The 20,285-nt window shown below is 55.1% G+C and carries 18 protein-coding genes and 2 pseudogenes; 12 read left to right on the forward strand and 8 right to left on the reverse strand.

The genetic code is table 11. From position 1 onward, the window contains the following. Positions 1–30: 30 nt before the first annotated feature. From WDJ57_RS16705 to WDJ57_RS16715, 3 genes are read left to right on the forward strand one after another with little or no spacing between them, the layout of a single operon-like run. A complete protein-coding gene (locus WDJ57_RS16705; protein WP_338902040.1) occupies positions 31–1,023 on the forward strand; it encodes a hypothetical protein in 993 nt (330 codons plus the stop codon). Positions 1,024–1,070: 47 nt separating this feature from the next. Continuing rightward, positions 1,071–1,949 carry a glycosyltransferase family A protein gene (locus WDJ57_RS16710; RefSeq protein WP_338902041.1) on the forward strand — a complete coding sequence of 293 codons (879 nt, stop codon included), beginning with the start codon at positions 1,071–1,073 and terminating at the stop codon, positions 1,947–1,949. Beyond that, positions 1,949–2,842 carry a hypothetical protein gene (locus tag WDJ57_RS16715; RefSeq protein ID WP_338902042.1) on the forward strand — a complete coding sequence of 298 codons (894 nt, stop codon included), beginning with the start codon at positions 1,949–1,951 and terminating at the stop codon, positions 2,840–2,842. The genes WDJ57_RS16710 and WDJ57_RS16715 overlap by 1 nt, the downstream gene beginning before the upstream one ends. Positions 2,843–2,855: 13 nt before the next feature. Here the strand turns inward: WDJ57_RS16715 and WDJ57_RS16720 are convergent. The 7 genes and pseudogenes from WDJ57_RS16720 to WDJ57_RS21675 form a co-directional block, all read right to left on the reverse strand. Continuing rightward, a pseudogene (locus WDJ57_RS16720) lies at positions 2,856–3,531 on the reverse strand (transposase); the annotation flags it as partial. 141 nt (positions 3,532–3,672) lie between these two features. Further along, a pseudogene (locus WDJ57_RS16725) lies at positions 3,673–4,080 on the reverse strand (IS4 family transposase); the annotation flags it as partial. A gap of 131 nt (positions 4,081–4,211) precedes the next feature. Then, a complete protein-coding gene (locus WDJ57_RS16730; protein WP_338902043.1) occupies positions 4,212–5,117 on the reverse strand; it encodes a hypothetical protein in 906 nt (301 codons plus the stop codon). Between the two features lie 79 nt (positions 5,118–5,196). Beyond that, positions 5,197–6,351, reverse strand: a complete 1,155-nt coding sequence (locus WDJ57_RS16735) for a glycosyltransferase family 4 protein (RefSeq protein WP_338902045.1) — start codon at positions 6,349–6,351, stop codon at positions 5,197–5,199. Positions 6,352–7,187: 836 nt separating this feature from the next. Next, a complete protein-coding gene (locus WDJ57_RS16740; protein ID WP_338902046.1) occupies positions 7,188–8,369 on the reverse strand; it encodes an ISH3 family transposase in 1,182 nt (393 codons plus the stop codon). Between the two features lie 454 nt (positions 8,370–8,823). After that, positions 8,824–9,141, reverse strand: coding sequence for a sulfatase-like hydrolase/transferase (locus WDJ57_RS16745; RefSeq protein ID WP_338902047.1), 318 nt, complete (start codon positions 9,139–9,141; stop codon positions 8,824–8,826). 340 nt (positions 9,142–9,481) lie between these two features. Then, entirely contained in the window at positions 9,482–9,766 is a 285-nt protein-coding gene (locus WDJ57_RS21675) for a sulfatase-like hydrolase/transferase (protein ID WP_380630240.1), read from the reverse strand. A gap of 123 nt (positions 9,767–9,889) precedes the next feature. Between WDJ57_RS21675 and WDJ57_RS16750 the strand changes: the two genes are divergently transcribed. The 6 genes from WDJ57_RS16750 (at position 9,890) to WDJ57_RS16775 (ending at position 16,968) form a co-directional block, all read left to right on the forward strand. Continuing rightward, positions 9,890–11,011, forward strand: coding sequence for a glycosyltransferase family 4 protein (locus WDJ57_RS16750; protein WP_338902048.1), 1,122 nt, complete (start codon positions 9,890–9,892; stop codon positions 11,009–11,011). 128 nt (positions 11,012–11,139) lie between these two features. Beyond that, positions 11,140–13,260, forward strand: a complete 2,121-nt coding sequence (locus tag WDJ57_RS16755) for a DUF2206 domain-containing protein (protein WP_338902049.1) — start codon at positions 11,140–11,142, stop codon at positions 13,258–13,260. A 101-nt stretch (positions 13,261–13,361) separates the two neighbouring features. Next, positions 13,362–13,598 (forward strand): hypothetical protein, encoded by a 237-nt coding sequence (locus WDJ57_RS16760; RefSeq protein ID WP_338902051.1) that lies wholly within the window; start codon positions 13,362–13,364, stop codon positions 13,596–13,598. A 13-nt stretch (positions 13,599–13,611) separates the two neighbouring features. Further along, positions 13,612–14,775, forward strand: coding sequence for a glycosyltransferase family 4 protein (locus tag WDJ57_RS16765; RefSeq protein ID WP_338902053.1), 1,164 nt, complete (start codon positions 13,612–13,614; stop codon positions 14,773–14,775). Then, positions 14,765–15,703, forward strand: coding sequence for an NAD-dependent epimerase/dehydratase family protein (locus tag WDJ57_RS16770; RefSeq protein ID WP_338902054.1), 939 nt, complete (start codon positions 14,765–14,767; stop codon positions 15,701–15,703). Before WDJ57_RS16765 ends, WDJ57_RS16770 begins: the two co-directional genes overlap by 11 nt. Further along, the gene (locus WDJ57_RS16775) at positions 15,700–16,968 is read left to right on the forward strand and encodes a sulfatase-like hydrolase/transferase (RefSeq protein WP_338902055.1); all 1,269 of its coding nucleotides are present in this window, start codon (positions 15,700–15,702) and stop codon (positions 16,966–16,968) included. The genes WDJ57_RS16770 and WDJ57_RS16775 overlap by 4 nt, the downstream gene beginning before the upstream one ends. Before the next feature lie 342 nt (positions 16,969–17,310). On the opposite strand, the gene WDJ57_RS16780 is transcribed toward WDJ57_RS16775, so the two are convergent. After that, the gene (locus tag WDJ57_RS16780) at positions 17,311–17,550 is read right to left on the reverse strand and encodes a MarR family transcriptional regulator (protein WP_338902056.1); all 240 of its coding nucleotides are present in this window, start codon (positions 17,548–17,550) and stop codon (positions 17,311–17,313) included. Between the two features lie 244 nt (positions 17,551–17,794). Between WDJ57_RS16780 and WDJ57_RS16785 the strand changes: the two genes are divergently transcribed. Genes WDJ57_RS16785 through WDJ57_RS16795 form a run of 3 tightly spaced genes read left to right on the forward strand, consistent with a single transcriptional unit; the run spans position 17,795 to position 20,270 of the window. Then, a complete protein-coding gene (locus tag WDJ57_RS16785) occupies positions 17,795–18,646 on the forward strand; it encodes a hypothetical protein (protein WP_338902057.1) in 852 nt (283 codons plus the stop codon). After that, positions 18,643–19,365 carry a hypothetical protein gene (locus tag WDJ57_RS16790; RefSeq protein WP_338902058.1) on the forward strand — a complete coding sequence of 241 codons (723 nt, stop codon included), beginning with the start codon at positions 18,643–18,645 and terminating at the stop codon, positions 19,363–19,365. The genes WDJ57_RS16785 and WDJ57_RS16790 overlap by 4 nt, the downstream gene beginning before the upstream one ends. Then, the gene (locus WDJ57_RS16795) at positions 19,362–20,270 is read left to right on the forward strand and encodes a hypothetical protein (RefSeq protein WP_338902060.1); all 909 of its coding nucleotides are present in this window, start codon (positions 19,362–19,364) and stop codon (positions 20,268–20,270) included. The genes WDJ57_RS16790 and WDJ57_RS16795 overlap by 4 nt, the downstream gene beginning before the upstream one ends. Positions 20,271–20,285 lie beyond the last annotated feature (15 nt).

Here is a 20,285-nt window from a genome sequence, read left to right on the forward strand (position 1 = left end):
GAATTAAGACTGACGAAGAACCATAGAATTATGAAAGTTGCAGATGACGCCATTCAGAAAGGACTTCGTCATCCTATAAAAGCTCTGAAACACTTATTTGATTCAATATATCGTGATGGTGTGCTCACGGCCTCATCACGTTCGTTACTCGGAACAAACATTTATACTTGTGATTGGGATTTACTTATTATATTGGATACTTGTCGACTTGACGCCTTAAAACTTGTTGCATCAGAATACGATTTTTTGACTCCCAATAAGATCGAGACAGCAACCTCAGTTGGTGGTTCAACACTTGAGTGGACAGCCAATACATTTACTCATCATTTTCGTGATGAAATTGTATCAACCGGATTTGTATCCGCAAATGGATGGCCACGGAGGATTCTTAGAGAGGGATATAATCCCGAACAACAATTGGATATGTCTGTGCTCCCTAAGTTTTGGTCAACTGTATCTGAATCAGATTTAGGGGTGCATATTCCGGCCTGGAAATACGGTCCTGGACGCGGTGCTGAGTCAGACCAACCACAGGCAAGCGCGGAAACAGTTGTAGATTTTGTTATTCGTCTTGGACGAGAACAAGAATTTGACCGAGTGATTGCTCATTTAATCGAACCTCACTATCCGTATGTCGGTGCTCTTGAACAGCGTGGCGATATCCCAGTCTCCAAGTTTGGCGTTTTACCTTGGAGACACGTCGAATCGAAGAAAGATATTGATCTTCTCTGGGATCTCTACATCCAAGAACTTCGGATTGGCCTTGATTCTATTGAACGTCTCCTCAATAACTTCGATGCAGAGCGAGTGCTTATCACAGCAGATCATGGAGAAGCTTTTGGTGAACTCGGTGTTTTTGGCCACAATACCGGCAGTCTTCATCCAAAGGTACGTCAAGTACCTGTTACATGGACAACTGCTGATGATCACGGGTCGTATCATCCCCCAAAGTACGAAGAGGATCAGAATATGACCGTTGAACAAAACCTTGAAGCGTTAGGCTATCTCCCAAATAGGAAATAATGTCGTCCCTTGTTTCAGCCATTGTCCCGACTCATGACCGACCACAGATGCTCAAACGAGCCGTCCGTAGTATTGAAAGACAGACATATTCTCCAATGGAACTAATCGTAATTGGGAGCCCTAAAACACCAAATATAGGTGAGTTCGTAACCAATGCGAGTGTTGAACAAACCCAGTACCTGGATGCTGATGCTTCTTCTCCGAGTGCTGCGAGGAATCTCGGTATAAAGAACGCAAATGGAGAATATTTAGCGTTTTTAGATGACGATGATGAATGGTTGCCATCTAAGACAAAGGAACAACTGTCTCGAATCTCTGAAACGGGTACCGGTGTATGTCACGTAGGAGTGAAAAAAATCGGTCCTAATGGAATCAACAGCATTTCTCAGCCTCAAACAGAGGGGGACGTAACTAAGAAACTTCTCGAAAATACTGGGGTGTATGGAACGCTTTCAGCGATGATGGTCCACCGAGATCTTGCTACAAAAGTAGGTGGTTTTGATGAACACCTCACTTTATGCGAAGACGGAGATTTCAATATCCGATTATCACTTCATACCGAGTTCAGTACGATTTCAGAAGCCCTTGTCAATAAATATACTGGTGGCCATGAACAGATAACTGATAGTATTGACATATTCTATAAAGATAAAGAACAAATGATAAATAAACATAGAGGTCTAGCTCAAAAATTCGGTGAGAAAACAGAACGCAAATTTCTCACAAAGTATATGCGCGGGGAAGGACGTAGGGCTGCTAACCTTGGGCAGTATTCCAAGGCAAGACAAGCATATCTCCAAGCTCTACTAGAAGACCCGTTACAACTCCAAAATTGGTTCTGGCTATTACTTGTTATTGCGGGTCCTGTCTCTTTCAAGTCTGCCCGTTACGTAAAGCGAAAGGTAGTTCGTATAGTTTTTGAATAATGCCTCTCAAACAGATTCTAATGAAGCTTAAAGTTCCTGATCTGCTTGAACCCATTTACTACAAGTCCTTACATCCTATAGGCAACCTCAGAAGGGGCGAAAACATCTTTGATACCAACTGGGACCTCTGTCTTATCCTTGATGCGTGCCGATTTGACCTTCTGCAGGAGGTTTCAGACGAATATTCTTTTCTATCAAATCCCGATAGTAAACTGTCAGTTGATAGCAAGACAGACGCTTGGACTCGAAAAACGTTCTCAAGAGCGGATGCACATTCACTCAACGACACTGCCTACGTGTCCGCGAATCCCTTTTCACAAGAAATCCCTGACGAGTCGCAACTGGATTCTATTGACCACGTCTGGGAGTACGGCTGGGACCAAGAGGGGGGAACGGTACCCCCGCGCGTGATCACAGATCGGGCGATTCAGAAACACAGAAGCGACAGCCCCGAATCATTGCTTGTCCATTATCTCCAACCCCATGTTCCATTTATACCGTGGGAACAGAAAACGCCACTCGGCCGGGGCAACTTCGGATTAAATGGTGACGGAGCGAACGATACCTGGCAACGCTTTCGAAACTCTGAACTCTCGCTGTCGGAGGTGTGGAAAGGCTACCGAGAGAATCTTCGATACGTTCTAGATGAGGTTAAGCTCCTGCTGGAGAACGTTGACGCCGAACGAGTGGTCATCACCTCTGACCACGGTAACGGCGTTGGGGAGTGGGGCATCTACGGCCACCCAATTCACATGCCATTCAGTTGTGTTCGAAAGGTTCCGTGGGTGACGACTACAGCCGAAGATCGAGGGACACATATGCCCCAAGAGTACGAAGCTGCGTCCGAGACGACTACGACGGAGAAACTAAGAGCACTGGGCTATGTTGGGTAAATCTCTGCATTACTCAGCTTTGCACGTAGGCGTCGGTTGAGTGAACGAAAAGATGGTCGATTTCGTTCATGAGGTCGTCTACACCCTTCTCATCGTTGTCCCGAACCCACGAGAGAAGGATGTAGACGGCTTCCTTCAGCGAGTGTTCGAGTTCGCTCGAAGCGATGACGCTTTCGAGCGAATCTTCCCCAAGGCGCTCGAACCAAGATCAAGACGCATGAGACTGTAGGCAGCCATAAGAAGGTGCCAGTGACGGCTGGCACCTTCGTCAGTCTGCAACTCCCAGTCTCCCAGGCCGAGGTCCTGTTTCGAGTCCTCAAAGAACGTCTCGATGCGCCAACGCATGGAGTAGGCGCAAATTATGTGAGCGGTCGGTGCGTCGATTATGTTCGTGACGAGGTAATTGACCGGGTTGTCCTCATCGTCTTCATGAATATATTTTTCGGCGATGAACAGCTTCACGTCTTCGAATTCGGAGATGGGAAGCTTCTTCGTCCAGATGAGGTATCATCGTCGATATCAGGCTCGGTCGTGTTGATGCGCTTTGCCAGCGCATCAACGCTGATTTCTTCGCCACCATAGGTCACGTTGCGATTGCTCCGAAGTGATCCGATCCAGTGCTTGCCGTAGGATTCGATGTGTTCGGGAAGGTCGGAATCGTGGGCGAACCACGAGTCGAAGAGATAGGTGCTCCTGGAGTGATCAGCGCAACTTCTAACCCCTGGTCCTGAACAGTAACTACGGGAGACCAAGTTCGAAAAGCTGTTAGCCTGCGAATGATCGGCCGGGTTTCGTCTGTTTTCCAGTTACGGGTCAAAACTAATGCAGACCACTCTCGCTCCAGCCTGCTCCTCGTGACGGGCTTGGAACTCCTCAGAGAGGAACTCGTGAAGCCGCATCACCGTTCCATCAGCAATCATCACGTCTCTGAATCTGTCGACATCAGCGTCGGGAACAGCGACCTCGTCGAGACCGTGATTGACGAGGTCGCGGAGGTACTCCGCTAGCGTCGGCGTCAGTCGGTGATAGAAGCCACCAGGTGAGATCGTCGCGTCAGCTGTGGAGTTGTAGCTGCGTCTGAAGCCAGCGAGTGTTCGGCTCTCGCCTGCGGCGAAGCCGAACACGAGCGCCCACACGAGGACAGGAATCTGCAGCTTCCCCTCTCGTTCGACCACGCCGAGTTCCTCGGCGTGCTCGTCGAGGAACTCGGAGGGAAACAGTGTAGTGAGCCGACGCATGATTCCCGATGAGGAGGCTTTGGTGTGCACAGCCGTCGCCTCCTCATTTCTCTCGCAAAGAAGCCTCGATAAGCCGCTGCTGTCACGCGGTTCGTCTCCTAACTAAAGACGGATGATAACAATCCATAACCTCATCTGTAACCTAACGCTTCAAGTTGATCAGATAGATCAACCGATAGCTTACCATTTCTATGGTCTTCTGGTCGATAACCTCCGGTATTAGAAGCTTTTGTCTCTATCCAGGGAACTCGTAAAACTATAGGCGCAGGTTGGTTTTTGGGATGCCCCCATATTCCGAACTCCCCAAATGCGTTGGCATGATCCGCTGTTATCACAACCTTTTTTGAGTCAATATTATTCAGAAGAAGTTCTACTTCATGAAGAACATACTCCAGATTCTCTTTGTATGCATAATATATCCGATTTTTTTCAGCTTCCCTCTTCGGCTTTTTGTCCCAGACCCATTGTTCTGTTTTACCATTCTCCTTCTCTATTTTGAACCCCATATTGTCTGGGATGCTCGGAAAATGAGGCTGCATATAGTGGACAACTACCCTTTTGTGGTTATTCCGTATTGTATTGATAGCAGTATCTGTTACAGGACGCGCTGGGACTGTACCCAAATCATCGTCCCATGCATATCTCCATACCTCGTCCACCTTTCCCATTTTCCCGTTTGGGACGTGGTCCTTACTGAATGGATTTGCAGTTACATATGCCGTTTCAGATAGCAAGGTCTCATCCACTCCAGAAAATGTTCTATCCATCCATGTAGGGGAGTCAGGACCAACAGAATATTTTGTATCAAATTCTGGTAGCCAATCAAAGTCTGCAGATACTTCTCGAAGCGTGTCTGGCCTACAAGCGTCCAAAATGACTGCTACCTCCCATTCTTCCTCAAAAAGCCCCTGCTGTGGAAGAAACACAGTATATAACTTAAATCCCTGGCCTTTAATGTATGAACTAGTTTCCGAGATTGATGAGCTTAGCCCTTCTTCTCTCCAAATATCAACAAATCTTGTAATATTATCTAACATAGATTATGTAGGAATCGATCCTTTATGAGGGGCATTCAACATTACTTGATTTTACCTAATCTTACAAAGTCCTTGGTATTTATGGATTGTTCAAATCATGATACGCAGTGCTACATCTTGCTACGGAACGTTCCCAACTCCATTTCCTTGCTAAGTCTGCTAAATTGCCCTTTGTTTGCTGATATAAGTCCTTGTTCTGAATGAGGGTCATTAGAGAGGATACGAATTCCTCATCTACATCACTCGTAATCAGACCGTGTCGCTTGGACTCGAGGTCAATCCCCTCTACTGCTTTTTTTGTAGCAACGATAGGTAGGGAAAGGCTGACGTAGTCATACAATTTCGTCTTCGTTCCACCGCCGTGCAAAATTGGAACGACAGCTACATCCGCGGCATTTAGTACCGACAGCAAATCATCAACAAAACCGACAGCCTGAACATTTGGGGATGATACGTCAGGAGGATTCTGTCCTACGAGTACAAACTCTACGTCAACCTCCCGTTCTCTCATCGCCGGCGCGATCTGCTGATCAATCAACTCGGCAGCCTCCCTGTTCGGTGGGTGCTCGTAGTATCCGTGAAATACTGCCAGGGATCCGTCACCCAAACCCAATCGATCACGAACGTCAGCTGGTGGCTCTAACTCGGAATGATTCACTGCTTTCGTGCCTGTCGGAACTGCCGTGACATCCGCCTTATCGACACCGTATCGCTCTATGAATCGTTGTTGATCCTTTTCGCTAACCGTCGTTATTCCATCGGCACAGTGGACAGCTCCCCATTCAATCAGCGGAATCAGTCGGGGGCCGAGAAAGCGCTTGAAGACTGGGAGATCAGGATTAACGAAGTCCTGCGCGTGGTCGGCCTCAACGTTCTGTGACGCGTATACCACCGCTGTCTCTGACCTAAGTACCGTGAGTGCCTTTGCTGCACATACGCCTGCTGAAAGATGAATCACGTCGATAGCTTCGGATGAGAGAACGTGGTCAAGAGATCTTACAAATGATGGATTGACATCGGTGAGAAGAGGGAGTGACCACTGATTATAAGTATATCGTTTTGCGACCCAATCTGGATAGGAGTTTGAAGCGTCGCTTGGAACTAACGCCAGCACCCGCCACCCTTGATCAGCGAGTTCGCGGGAAAGGTACTTGAGACGTGTCCCTGCTCCACTTGCAGGATTCGTGAGGTCTGGGCCCAGCGAGACAAAAAGGACGGTATTACAATTTTTCATATTTGTGTCGCTATATTCGGGTTAGTTCAGTCAACCCAATCTCTTCGACTCAGAGTAGCCCCCTGTAGAATCTTAAATCTTGATTAGAATTACACGTTGGATGATAACACATGTATCTTAGTACGCCCCCCTCAAGAAAGATATAGAACCTTTTCAGAGCCTGATAGGTGCCAATATGAGTTTTCGGCGGGCAGACTTGATTTACCGGATAAAGAGTGAACAGCATCAAAAATCGGAGATTCCTTCTCTAAAACTACTCCGTCTAACCGTGAACTTATGATCTATCCACTCACTCTGTACCCAAAAGACGGACGAAAAAGAGTGATTCTCACTCGGCATCTCCCAGCTGTTTCAACTGATCCTCTGTATCAGCGTCGATTCCAGACGAGTATTCGCTGTCCCGCAATGTCGGTAGTTCCCATCGTTCCTGATTACTGACTCAATTTCTGGAGCAACACAACCGCGACCAGAACGACGATTCACTGATTCAAACAGAGACGGCGTTCTAACTCCAGTGAGAGCGCCATCAACCCAGACAAGACGCGAAGCTGTCGCTCAATCACGAGATGGTCGCTGGACGCGGGCGGCCTCAGCCCGCGTCCAGCTGGCTGTAGGTTGGCGGGATTCCAGTACCGTTGGTCGGTGCTTCCCACTTTCGGTAGTTCCCATCGTTCCTGATTACTGACTCAATTTCTGGAGCAACACAACCGCGACCAGAACGACGATTCACTGATTCAAACAGAGACGGCGTTCTAACTCCAGTGAGAGCGCCATCAACCCAGACAAGACGCGAAGCTGTCGCTCAATCACGAGATGGTCGCTGGACGCGGGCGGCCTCAGCCCGCGTCCAGCTGGCTGTAGGTTGGCGGGATTCCAGTACCGTTGGTCGGTGCTTCCCACTTTCGACGCAACGTCTCGTCGAGAGCGTGGTCAACCCACTCACGGAACACCTCGAAACGGAACCAAGCGGGCAGTGCTCGCCCGCCGCGCCGCGGCGTGGCGAGCACGCCCCATCGCACGATCACCCAGAGATTCCGCAACAGGAAGCTTACGAGCACGAACAACAACCGGACGGCTGGATCCGTCGTGCTTGTTCGCGCACGCGCTTCACGCATCGTCCGGAAGGCTGTCTCAATGGCTGAGCGCCTCTGGTAGAGGGTTTCGACTTCTTTCGGCGTGCGATCGGCCAGATCGCACGCCACGTACGCCCGCACGAGCAGGCCGTGCTTGCCTCGGTTGCCCTGTTGGTAGGAGACACAGACCGCGAGCGGGAAGCGCAGTTCCCGCTCGCTCCCTTCGTACATCGCGTACTCCGTCCAGTAGGACACCGTCGTCTCCAGTTTCTCGGCCATCTGCTTTCCACGGCGGATGACCGGGAGAGCGACTGGTGCCGTGGCATCCAGTCGCTCGATGGATGTCCCGTCGTAGAATCCACGGTCTGCGAGGAGTCCACCTACCTCGAATGGGAGGGCCGCGACGTGGTCGAGCAATCGCTCGACCGCGTCGCTTTTGGGTTCATCACCACGGACGGGCGTGACAGCGACGACCAGCGGTTTCGCTCGACAGAGGACGAATCCGGCGAGGTAGCGATGGCACTGGGAGGTGCCATCGCGGGATTTCGTATGACAGAGTTCGCCCGCTTCAGTGTGTGGACAGCCGTGGTAGTGGATATCGACGAAGTCGAGGCAGATGATCCTCGGGCCGGGGCCGAGGATCATCGCCGCGTGCTGAGCGAAGAGGTCGTTAACGACGGCTTCCAATTCGTCTGGTGGAACCGTGTGAAGCTGAGCAAGCGTGTAGTCGTCGGAGTACGTTCCCTGAGTGGTGTCGGTGACGGCTTTGATTGATTTCTGATCGACAGCGGCTTGCAGAAGTGTTCGACGGATAATCCCGGAGTCGAAGCCGGAGCCTTCGACTCCGGGGATCGGTATCTCTTCGAGGAGACCCTCCGCTAAGGTTTCAAGGTCAGAAGCCGTAAGGACAGTGTCTGGATGGTAGAGGCAATTCACAACACCCATCCAGACGCTTTCTGCGAACGTAACTTCGTCAGTCGTGGCTATCCGCTGACTCGATGGGAACTACCGAATGTCGCTGGTTCAACGGCAACCTCGCGTGCCGCGGCTTCGAGCGCATCTACGCCCACCTCTGACCCGTGCCGCTCCGTTGGATCGGTCGCGAGATCATAGTTCCCCTGCGGACCGATCTTCGCCTCTGCCACACCTGATAAATCCCTGGTCTGTACTCCAAACTTCTCGTCCGCTCGCCACGCGGCCACGCTGTGCCCGCGGTCTCTGACCGAGTCCGCGAACACGACATCCTCCGCAGCACCATCGCTCAGGAGACTCTCTCATGACGACGTGATCGGTGCGTCCATCGTGTTGACGTCACAGATCTCCGCTACCAGTTCGTGCAACCACCCGAGCGAGAATGGCCCTTCGCTCCGGCTACCCTCTCGACCTGGTACCCTGACGATCAGCCGCACGCCAGGAGTTCGTCGTACATGTAGTGCTGGGGGTGGCCGTAGATCCCGCGGTCGCTGAGCGCGTCGCCGTGATCAGCCGTCACGATCAGTGCTTTCTCCTCCCATAGCCCTTCGTCCTGTATCCAGTCAACGATCCGCTGTACCTGCTGATCCACGTACTGCACGGCACTGTCGTATCGTGCCTCCGCCGCGGGATCGTAGACTTTGCTCACGCGTCTGGCGTGGGACCGGAACTGCGAGAGCTGTCCGTCGCTAGAGAGTCCCCCTTCCCCGACGACCCTGGGTTCGAGTGGTCCATGCACGTCCATCAGGCACGTCCACCCGAAGAACGGTTCAGACTCCCCGGAGAGCGTCTCAGAAACTCGTCGACGACAACCTCGCCTCGAACAGAGGGCCACCCGGTGAACTCCTGGTAGTATCTGAACGCCAGGAACGGGAGTTCGTACCGCAGCGGCACCGAGTCTAAAGTCCGCATTTGGTCGCGAAGCTGATACAGCCGCTCACCCACCTTGATATTCGGAACCCAGGATCGCGACGTTCCTTCGTCGTCACCACTCGAAGCATCCCCCGGGGATCGAAGGTGCCGAAATGTCTCGAATCCGCGGTCGGAGTTGACGTGGGGACCAATGCGTGGATTGAAGAGCACGCCTACAGTTGACCAGCCACCGTCGCGGAGGTGTGAACCAATCGTCGGGGCACCATCCAAGAGGTCCTTCTGGTACATGTGCTGCCCAGCGACACACTGAGCAGAGAGCGGCCCGGCGAGTATGCCGGGAACGACTCGGTGGTCGCCGGATCCGCCGCGTACGCCCGATCAAAAACGAAGCCATCACAGGCGAGCGCACCGAGCGCAGGCGTCGTGCCCCGGTGATGGCCGTACACGCTACACCGATCACGACGAAGACAGTCGATAGTGACGAGAATGATGTTCATCGGTGATATGGAAAGTCTGAGGAATAAATATAAAAATAGTTCCGATGCTATCAAGAATATATACCACCGATGAAAGTCTGTCTCCTCTCAAAGATGTTTCCCCCGATAACTGGTGGGTCAGCGATGTATGCCTATGAAATTGCCAATTCGTTGGGCGATCGCGGACACAACGTGGATGTGTATACTCAATCGGAAGTGGAAGACGAGTCGACGTTAGAAGTCCACGATAATGCCACTGTCCATACACTTACGAATTCTCGACGGTATCTCGTTACTTTTGAAACCCTCTATTACAGTATTCGAGCACGAGCTGGGGTTGATCTCGATGATTACGACGTGATTCACGGCACGTTAATGCCGTCTTCAACGATCGCACTCGGGGATCGCGTCACATTTGATACACCCATTGTCCTCACGAGCCACAGTTTCGCCCTGAGCGCCATCCGTTACCACACGCCAGAGAAGCCCGCAGACTATCTGCTAAAGTACGTATTTCATCCCATGAACGCCGTGATGGACGCGATCACTGCAAGACGGGCGGACAGAGTCATTGCCATCAGCAAATCGATGGAAAGGAAGTTTGTCGAACAGTATCGCATACCTGCTGATCGCGTGATTACAATCACCCATGGTGTCGATACAGAACATTTCCGTCCAGTCTCGAATCAATATCCCGAAACATCGGAAGATAAACTGACGCTCCTGTTCGTCGGACGACTGAACGCTGCGAAGGGGCCACAACTCGCGGTGAAAGCGCTTGCGGAATCCGAGTTCACTGACGTTGAGCTACTGATAGCAGGCAGTGGCAGACAGCGGAAAGCCCTCGAACGCCAGGCAAGCGAGCTTGGCGTAGCCGACGACGTGCACTTCTTGGGACACGTCTCTAAGGAGCGTCTTCCCAGACTGTACTCAAGTGCTGACCTCACACTGTTCCTCTCGACGTACGAAGGCTTCGGACTTGTATTCATGGAGTCGCTGGCGGCCGGGACACCAGTTATCGGAGTCGCCATCGGTGGATTTCCTGATTTGGTTACCGATGGTCAGGAGGGGATTTTGGTTGAGCGTGACGCTAAAGCGATCGCACGAGCTATCGAATCACTCGCTGATGCTCCCGAACAAATAAGAGAGATGGGACGACATGCCCGTAAACTCGCAGAGGGCCACACCTGGGATGCCGTCGCCGAGGAGACCGAGCACGTTTACAGGAATATTCTCGAAAACGATGCGCTAGACCCCGAACTGTGACTGCCCCCCCTAATTACACTACCAACCGACAAGAATCCTTGCAAAAGGCCGAAGTAATCAACAGCCAACTTCGGTACTCCTAACTGCCAATACCAAAAAAACATACCAACTCCAGCCAACAAAGACTGATGGTCTCGACTTCCAAACGAACTCTCTATCTGACCCTCGCCACCGCATCCGCTGGGACCGCCGGCGTTGCACTATTGTTTCCAGAATCGGTACTCGCGCAGGTCCTCGCTCCGGTCTCGCTACTGCTAGTATTAGTAGTTCCAGGTCTGCTCGCCTACCTTGTGCTAGCCCAGTCCAACAGCGTTGACCTCCGAGCGATCCTGTACGGTGTCTCCCTCTCGGCGTCGCTTCTAATGGCACTCGGTGCTGTCGTCAACCTCGCCCATGGAGTTTTCCTCAATAAACCGATCCACCCACTCCCAGTGTGGACTGCCTTCGCGCTGCTCCTCGCGGGGCTCGGCCTAGGAGTCGGGTATCGCGTTCCCGACGAAACCGTCGAGGTCGCACTCCCCTCGTCAACCCGTCTGTACCTGCTCGCCTCTGTCCCTCTCGCTGCTGCTGTCGGGGCGCTCCTCGTAGAGGGCGGCAGTACGAACCTGTTCGTTGTACTGGCGCTCGCCTTAGTCGGCCTCCTCTACGTCGTGGGCGCGTTCAACGCCTCGCACCGCGCGGCTGTAATCTACGCCGTCGCACTCGCCCTTCTGCTCCACAACACGATGATCAGCGAGTTCCTTTTGTGGGGAGACCAAGGCAAGGAGGCAAATCTGGTCTATACGGTCCTCCAAGCCGGCTACTGGGATCCCGAGGCGCTCCCGCGTGCCAATAAGGCCGTCATGTTACGGATCATCATCCTCCATCCGTTACATACCCTTCTAACGGGGCTGGAGGTGCACCACATCTTCAAGATTGCCCACCCGCTGCTGTTCGCCACGGCACCGGTTGCACTCTACCGAACCTTCGCGACCCGAGGGAGGGATCAGGCCGGCTACTTGGCCGCTGGCGCGCTGATGTTTTTCTTTTCGTTCTTTACCGTTCTCGCGCGTAACACCAGAACGGCCGTCGCCATCCTGTTCATTGTCCTGTTCGTAAAAGTTCTACTGGATACTGATCTCAACGCGCTAGTTCGCCGGGTTCTGCTCGCCGTCTTCGGGTCGTCGGTTTTCGTTTCTCACTACGGAACCGCATACATGTTCCTCGCCATGCTCGTCGCGGGGCTGATCCTCGGCACGCTCGCGCGGCGACTCCTAGGGCGGACCAACCGACACCATGGCCCGCTCACTGTTGAATCAGTTGGCATTATTGGCCTCTTCGGCTTTGCATGGTACGCGTATGTTTCTCCCGGCGCTGCAGCCTTTGGGGGTCTCACCGGCACCGTTATCGACTTTTTCCTTCGGCTCCAGGAGGGCTTCTTCCAGCCCTCAAACTCCGCAACCGCGAACTACGCCGCGAACTCCTTCTCCTCGCTCTCTCTCAACGGGATCAAGGTTCTGACAGTAGTGCTGTTCGCGCTCATCGGAATCGGTTGGCTCGTCGCCGTGAGCCGTGCTATCCGAGGACAGGACGGGATCGAGACCAACTTTTCGTATCTGGCGATCGCGACCGCTGCCGGGGGTTTGGCAGCCATCACACTCGGCCCCGTCGAGCGGTTCAACACCGCCCGGACAATCGCCGTCTCCCTGGCCGTCGTGGCCCCACTCTTTGCGGTCGGCGTCGAGGGGCTCCAGAACGCCGTCACCCGCCGTCCCTCGTCCCCGGACTGGATCACCACGGTTCTCTGCCTGGCCGTCTTATTGCCCTTCTTCGTCTTCTCCTCGGGGCTGCTGGCCGCAACGGTGACCGGCGCGTACTCCCCGAACGTCCTCGTCTACCAGGATCGGGTCGTTGAGGAGGGCTCCCCGGAGAGCCAGAGCTACCTCTACAAACAGACGCTGCCCGACACCGGTGCGAGCGGTGGTGCCTGGCTCAACCGCCACGGAACGGGGACTGTCTACGGGAGCGTCTGGCCGGGTAACCCCACCTCAGGGGTAATAGGAATGCCTCCGCCAGCGTACGAGTACCGGAGCAACGTCTCGGCGGCAACAGGATCAGACTGCATCTACCTGAGTCCGCTGAGCGTTGACGCTGGCGTAATCCGTATGCCATCCGGTCACTTCGAGAACGAGTTCCTCCGGACCTCGGAGCTGAACACGAGCGCGCACTCAAAGGTATACGAAAACGGTGGAGCCACGCTTTACTGCTGACCGAGTTCCGGGCATGCGACTGTACCGGGAGCCGGCGATGACCATCATAGCATTTGTCGCTGACCGACACCCATATAGGCCTCGCATCTGACGGTGAAATCATGAGTGGGCAACGGGAACGAGAGATTGTTGAGGTTCCGGGCGAGGTGCTCTCCGAGGTCGACCATCACGTGGAGCGGACCGAGTTCGCGAACCGTAGCGAGTACGTCACGTACGTCCTTGAGGAGGTCCTCTACCAGATTGGTGAGGATGACGAATCCGGTCAAGACGACGAGACGACAGTCGACGAACGTCAGGTTGAGGAGCGCCTGAAATCGCTTGGCTACCTGAACGAATAACTCACTCACCCTCATGAAGATCGCCTTCGTCTATGACGCGGTTTATCCCTGGGAGAAAGGCGGCGCACAAAAACGCATCTGGGAACTCGCCCGTCGCCTCGCCGACGACCACGACGTCCATCTCTACGGGATGCACTACTGGGATGGCCCCGCAGTCATCGAACGCGAGGGGGTCACATTCCATGGCGTCTGTGAACCCCGAGAGCTCTACGTCGACGGGAGACGCTCGATCCCACAGGCACTGTATTTCGCCGCTGCGGTCGCTCCTGCTCTCCTTCGCGAAGACTTCGATATAATCGACTGTCAGGAATTCCCGTATTTCCCGGCCTTCCCGGCCAAGGCCCACGAACTACTCAGAGATTCCACGCTCGTCGTCACGTGGTACGAGGTGTGGGATGACTACTGGTATGACTACCTGGGCTGGAAGGGTATCTTCGGGCAGGCAGTCGAGCAGGTGACCGCTCGCCTTGCGGAGACGGTCATCCCAATCTCTGCGTATATCGAGGCAGACCTCCGCTCGCTCGGGCGGACGGATGGCCTCAGTGTCGTCGAAAACGGCGTCGATTTCGATGGGCTACAGGAGGTACCCGAAGCAGACGCCGACTGGGACGTCATCTACGTTGGGCGACTCTCCGAACACAAAAACGTCGACCTGTTACTCGACGCCGTCGACAGAGTCTCGACACAACTCGACCGGCCGCTGTCGTGTGCAATCATCGGCGATGGGCCCGAACGCGAGGCACTCGAAGCCGAGGCGCGCGAACGCGGCGTCACCGACCAGGTGGAGTTTCTGGGATTCGTCGAGGCCGATGAAGACGTCATCGCCAACCTCAAAGCCGCCTCGGTGTTCGTTCTGCCGTCGATACGCGAGGGCTTTCCGAATACGATTCTCGAAGCCAACGCCTGTGGCGTTCCGAGCATCGTCGTCGAGCACGAAGAAAACGGGTCGACGGCCGTCGTCGACGATGGCGAAACGGGCTACATCACCGATGTCTCTGCAGCGGCCATTGCTGACAGACTCGCTGACTGTCTCACCGACGAGACCCTGCTCGAAGACCTCTCACGCGGTGCAAGAGCGTTCGGCCGGGCACACGACTGGGACGTGATTGTCGATGAATTGGAAAAAGTATATTCAAGTGTTGGGCAGGTAGACTCACAGCTAGCGAATGCTAAGTGAGAAAAACATTCTCGTCACTGGTGGGGCAGGCTTCATCGGCTCACACCTCGTGAGGCAACTCTCAGACGCCGGCGCAGACGTGCTGGCCGTAGACAATTGCTTTGCCGGCTCAGAGGCACTCGTCCCGGACAGCGTCCGCTTCGAAGACATCGATCTCCGAGATGAGGACGTCCCAGCGCTCGTCCAGGAGTTCGACCCCGACGGCATCGTCCACCTCGCCGCGTTACATTACATCCCATACTGCAACGACAATCCCGAGGAGACCTTCCAGGTGAACGTCATGGGGACGCGCAATCTCCTGGCCGGGGCACGGGCTGTCTCCGACCTCGAGACAGTCGTCTTTGCTTCCTCGGCAGCGGTCTATCCACCCAGAGAGAAAGCAAATAGTGAGACGTCCGAGACTGGGCCGATGGATATCTACGGCGAGACGAAACTCATCGGCGAGGAGTTGATGCGTCTCTTCCAGCGCGAGACAGTCACCCCGACGGCAACGGCGCGATTGTTCAACGTCTATGGGCCGAACGAGACGAACGAACACCTGATTCCAGCCGTCTTGAAGCAGGTCAGACGCGGTGACAGAGAGATCGAACTCGGGAATCTCACACCGAAACGCGACTTTATCCACGTCTCGGACGTGGCCGGGGCGCTCACGACGTTATTGAGCGAGTTCGAGGAGGGCTATGGAACCTACAACGTCGGCACGGGCAGTGAACATTCCGTCCGCGAAGTCGTCGAGAAAACGAGTGCGGCCCTCGGTGAGGAGATTGCCATCACCCAGGACGACGAGCGCGTCAGAGAGAGCGATCGACCTCACCTCAAAGCAGATATCTCGCGCATGCAGGCTGAGTTCGACTGGCAGCCCAGTGTCGAGTTCGTCTCCGGCCTTCGAGACCTCCTCCAGCAAGACGAGGAGGTGCTCGTGACGTGAGCAAGCGCAATATCGTCGCCGTCACCTACGACAGCCTCCGGGCCGATCACTGCAGTTACATGGGGTATGACCGCGAGACGACACCCCACCTGGATCAACTCGCCGAAGACGGCGTTGGCTTTCGGAATGCAATCTCACCAGCCTCGCGGACGAATCCCTCCATGGCGGGGATATTCACGGGCGAGCCTATGGTCGCCCGCGATCAGGTTGCCAATCCAGAGCACGCCCGTCGCCATTTAGCGCGATATGGCACACTCGCAGAAGACCTCTCCGGGCGCGGATACACCACTGGCGCGTTCAATCCAAACGCCTACGCATCCCGGCATTACGGCTTCGACAGAGGCTTCGATCACTTCGAGGATTTTCTCTTCTCGAGCGATCAGTACCAACAGCTCTTCCAGAAGCATCTCTCGGATTCGACGCTCTATACGCTCGTTCGGAATTTCCGGAATTACCTCCGGCGCGAGGAAGCCTTCAAGACCTGGGATCGATATATCGACGAGATCGAAGCCTGGGTGTACGACCAGTCAGAGCCCTTCTTTCTGTGGGTGTTCGCCCTCGATACGCACTTCCCGCATCTCACGCCTCGAAAATACCGCACGTGGAGCACCCTCTTCGAGCAATACTACTACAACTATCGCTGCAACCAACTCATCGACGATCTCGACCCGGACCTCTCAGAGCGAGAAATCCAGAAGATAATCGATATCTACGATGACTCGATTCGCTTTGGCGATGTCTTACTCTACGAACTCCAAGAACGCCTTGCAGACTTCGACCCCGTCTACGTCGTCTTCGGCGATCACGGCGAGGCCTTCGCCGAGCGCGATATCTACGGCCATTTCTATCCCGCACTGTATGAAGAGAACATTCACGTTCCCCTCGTCGTCTCGGAAGCTGTCGATGGCATCGACGACCCCACCCGCGCGCTGTCGCTCACGCAGGTGCCCGCGATCGTCGACCAGTTTGCCGGTGGGGATGGCTCGCTCGATCTCGACCCGTGGGCGATTGCCTCGGACTACGATGGGCGCAACGACCGGAATCTCATCGCCGTCCGAACCCAGAGAGCCAAGCAGATTGCCGCGTGGGAAGCTGGCGAGTGCACTCAGGAAGAGACCTACGACCTACGCGAGAGACAGACTGAAGGCGAGCCTCTCTCGGCAGACAGCGACCTCCATGAGACACTCCGACCGCTCACAGAGCGGCGGTACACCCACGAGGAAGAACTCCAGTCGATACAATCGGGCGTTGCTGAATTGATGTGAGGCGGGTCCGTTAGTACGACAACGCTACAGGGTTCGAGATGGCTCCGGTAAGCAAGTTGCTGTAGGTCGATCCAGAACTACTTGGCGGCGTACTCTTCGCAGTCGAACACGATACGTCCTCGAATATCGATATCGCGGTACTCCGCAGGCTTCTCACAGACGAGACATTCGCGCTCGCCCCCATGCTTGGGTCTCTGTCCTCAGAGCTGAGCCATACTCATACCTCCGGTAACGGAGTAGTAGGTATACACCGCCAACCACCGATTGAACGAGGTCTATCTTCGAGATACATTACCTTCTCGCGTTGCGCTCTCCTTCGGAATCGTCTCTGTCTGGTTCAACTCAGTCTTCTCGCGGATCGTCGACAAACCGATAGAGCCCTCGATTGACCTTCTCGACCCACCCAGCATCGACTAACCCCCGCAGCGACCTGTTGATATACTGCCGGCGCACGTCCAATTGCTCCTCCAGCCGTTTCGGATTCGCATACCCCCACGGCCGCCCCTCTTCTCGCCCCTCTTTGAGAACAGCAAGAATCGCCTCCTGGCGTTCGTCGGGCTCGAACCGCTCGTTGATCATCATACCCGAAATACGACCATGTTCCACTTATCCATTCGGAAGTAACATCACCACGATGTTCTTTTAGAAGTTACAACGTAACATTTATTAGAACATCACTCGACCGTTCAGATGAGAAGCGCGGGTCGCCGCAGAAATGGGGCCGGTGATGGCACACCGAATCCCCGCGCTTCGCCACCACGACGAAGCATGAAGCACCTACAGCTACCACTACAAGAACGTATCGAACAGCACGCCGGGGCGGACGATGGGTAACCCGGAGTTCCGCAACGTGTACATCCGTATCCAGACGGATCTCCTCGTCATCGGCGACTCGATCCTGACCGACCGACATCACGCATCGAGTGGCAACTACGAGGACGACGACCCCCAGAACCAAATCGGGGGTATCATTCCTGCGTTCCCGCTTTCGGGCTGGCTCCGACATGGAATGGAGAAAGTCCTACAGAATCACGGCGACACAGTCTGCCATCCCGGGGAGGCGAACGCCAACTTCCGGCGAGACAGCATCTATGACCGCGACCTCGAAGCAGGGTACCACCCGAAGGGCGAGTGCGGAGAGCACGGTGATGAGTGCGTCGTCCTCGATTTGTTCGGGGGATTTAGCAACCAGCCGGGCAAGGTGATGCGTCGGCCGATCCAGTTCTCGCCAGTTCGCTCTAGCGTTGACTACACCCAGGGCCAAGCCGAAGGCCACTATCGACGACTGAACCGAAACGTCGTCTCCCGGAACCAAGAAGACAATCGCACACCCCTCCGGAACACCGAACTCGATGCCGTTGCCAATCTCGACGGATCCTGGCAGCTCACCTTTCGAGAAGTGAAACCGGAGTTTCTTGGATTACTCGCCGAGGCCATCGAGTTCCTCGACACCAACCGCACAGAGTTCATGCACCAGTTAGGCGGACAGCGGAACTTCGGCGCCGGTATCATCGAGTGCACCCTCCTGAATCCGCTGTATGAGGATCGAGAACTCAGACGCGTCTTCGACCGGGGCAAAACGGCCACGGCGAAGATGGAAGAAAAAGACGAGCGCTGGAACGCAGAGCGTCTCCCCGAGTACCGCACAGCACTCAGAAACCGTATTGAGTGCCGATGACCGACCTACACAGCGTCTATCGACACGACGCCCACAAATTCACCGGCGAAAGCCACAGACTCGCCTCGGAAACCTTCGCCGGCGTGGCGGTCAATCAGGCTGTCCCTCACGGGGCGGACGCTGACGCGGCGGCGCTCAGCCGTCCACCCGGCAATCCGACACCGACGGTCGAACAGCATGTCTCCCGGTTCAGGTTGTCGGTGCTCACCGGCGACAGCGAGCTCTCCCGAACCGAAGCGCCAGACGACCATGCCGTTCGGGAGCTTCTCACAGAGTCCGATTCCGAGCGAGCACACGAGCGCTGGCTCGAAAGCGACGTGGCCGCGCTGGTCAACGAGAGCCCATATCACCCCTATACAAGCCTGAAGTACCACACGCTCCTCGTCGGCGCGCTCTATCACGCCTATCGCCAGGGAGCGACGTTCGGTGATCTCACCCTCGCCGTCGATGCTTCGGAACACGTCGTTCCATACCGAACGGTCTTCGCCGGCGATTCGTTCTCTCTGCGAATCACCCCGGAGACAGCCGTCTCTGGTGCCAGACTCGGTTCCACGCCCCGACAGTCGTGGGCGTCGGTCTGGTCACGGCTTCCCGAACACCCACTCGATACGGGCGAGAAGTGGCACATGGCCCTCGACGCGAACCTGCGGCGAATCCGGTCGTGGTCGACAGCCCTGCAATACATCGAGGACTTCCTGGCCTGGAGGGCACCCCGATGACTCGAATCCAGCAGGTGTGTTGGGAACTGCAGACCGACTACCTCGGCCACCCCTACTACGTGAGCGGGAACGCCATCTATCACGCGCTCACGAAGACTCTCTCCGGGGAGCGCCAGAGTGCAATTCACGCCAGCCACGGCGTGTTCACTCCGGGCCAGTTCGGTGTGTTCCCCGATACGCACTCGAAAAGCGGTACGAGGCCCGCACTTGGCGGGACACTTCCCGAGGTCGAGACCTACGATGACTTGTTCCTCCATCGCCATCCCGAGCATCGGTGGCTGCTGGAATCCCGACCACGGGACGCGCTGAACGCTCACGATATCCGCACGCAGTCCGGACAACCAGCCCTCGCCCACGAAACGGTGTTCGGGAAAGCGGCGTCGGCCCGGAAGAATACACACACGACGGGGCTGTTCGTCCACGCATATCTCCACGCCGAGAAATCTGGGATACTCCCCGTTGAGGACGACGAACTCGATGGGATTCAATTCGGCGGACAGCGGAACTACGGCTACGGCACGACTCGATTGAAGGCCACCCAAACAGTTGACCTCGACACACTGGCGTACACGAGATTAGAAGAGAGCGACTCGTTCGTTCTCGAACTCGTTACGCCGTTCGTGCTTCGCTCGACGTACCCGGACACAAACGATGTCGACGTTCCATGGTGGTGGAGTGCCGAAGACGAAGACGCTCTGCGCACCCGCGAGGAGCGGATCGTCGAGGGGGGCGACGTGTATCGTTGCGAAACCATCGACCACGGACAGACCGTCGTGTACACCGGTGACCGACCGGTCGAAACGGCGAAGAACGCAATCACCCGGGTTGGAACGCATTCGAAGTACGGCTTCGGTGAACTCCGTGTACACCCGCTCGGCTCCAGCGAGGTCATCGGGCCCGGGTGACGATACCCGAATACA

The sequence above is a fragment of the Salinibaculum sp. SYNS191 genome, assembly GCF_037338445.1.
GTDB lineage: Archaea > Halobacteriota > Halobacteria > Halobacteriales > Haloarculaceae > Salinibaculum > Salinibaculum marinum.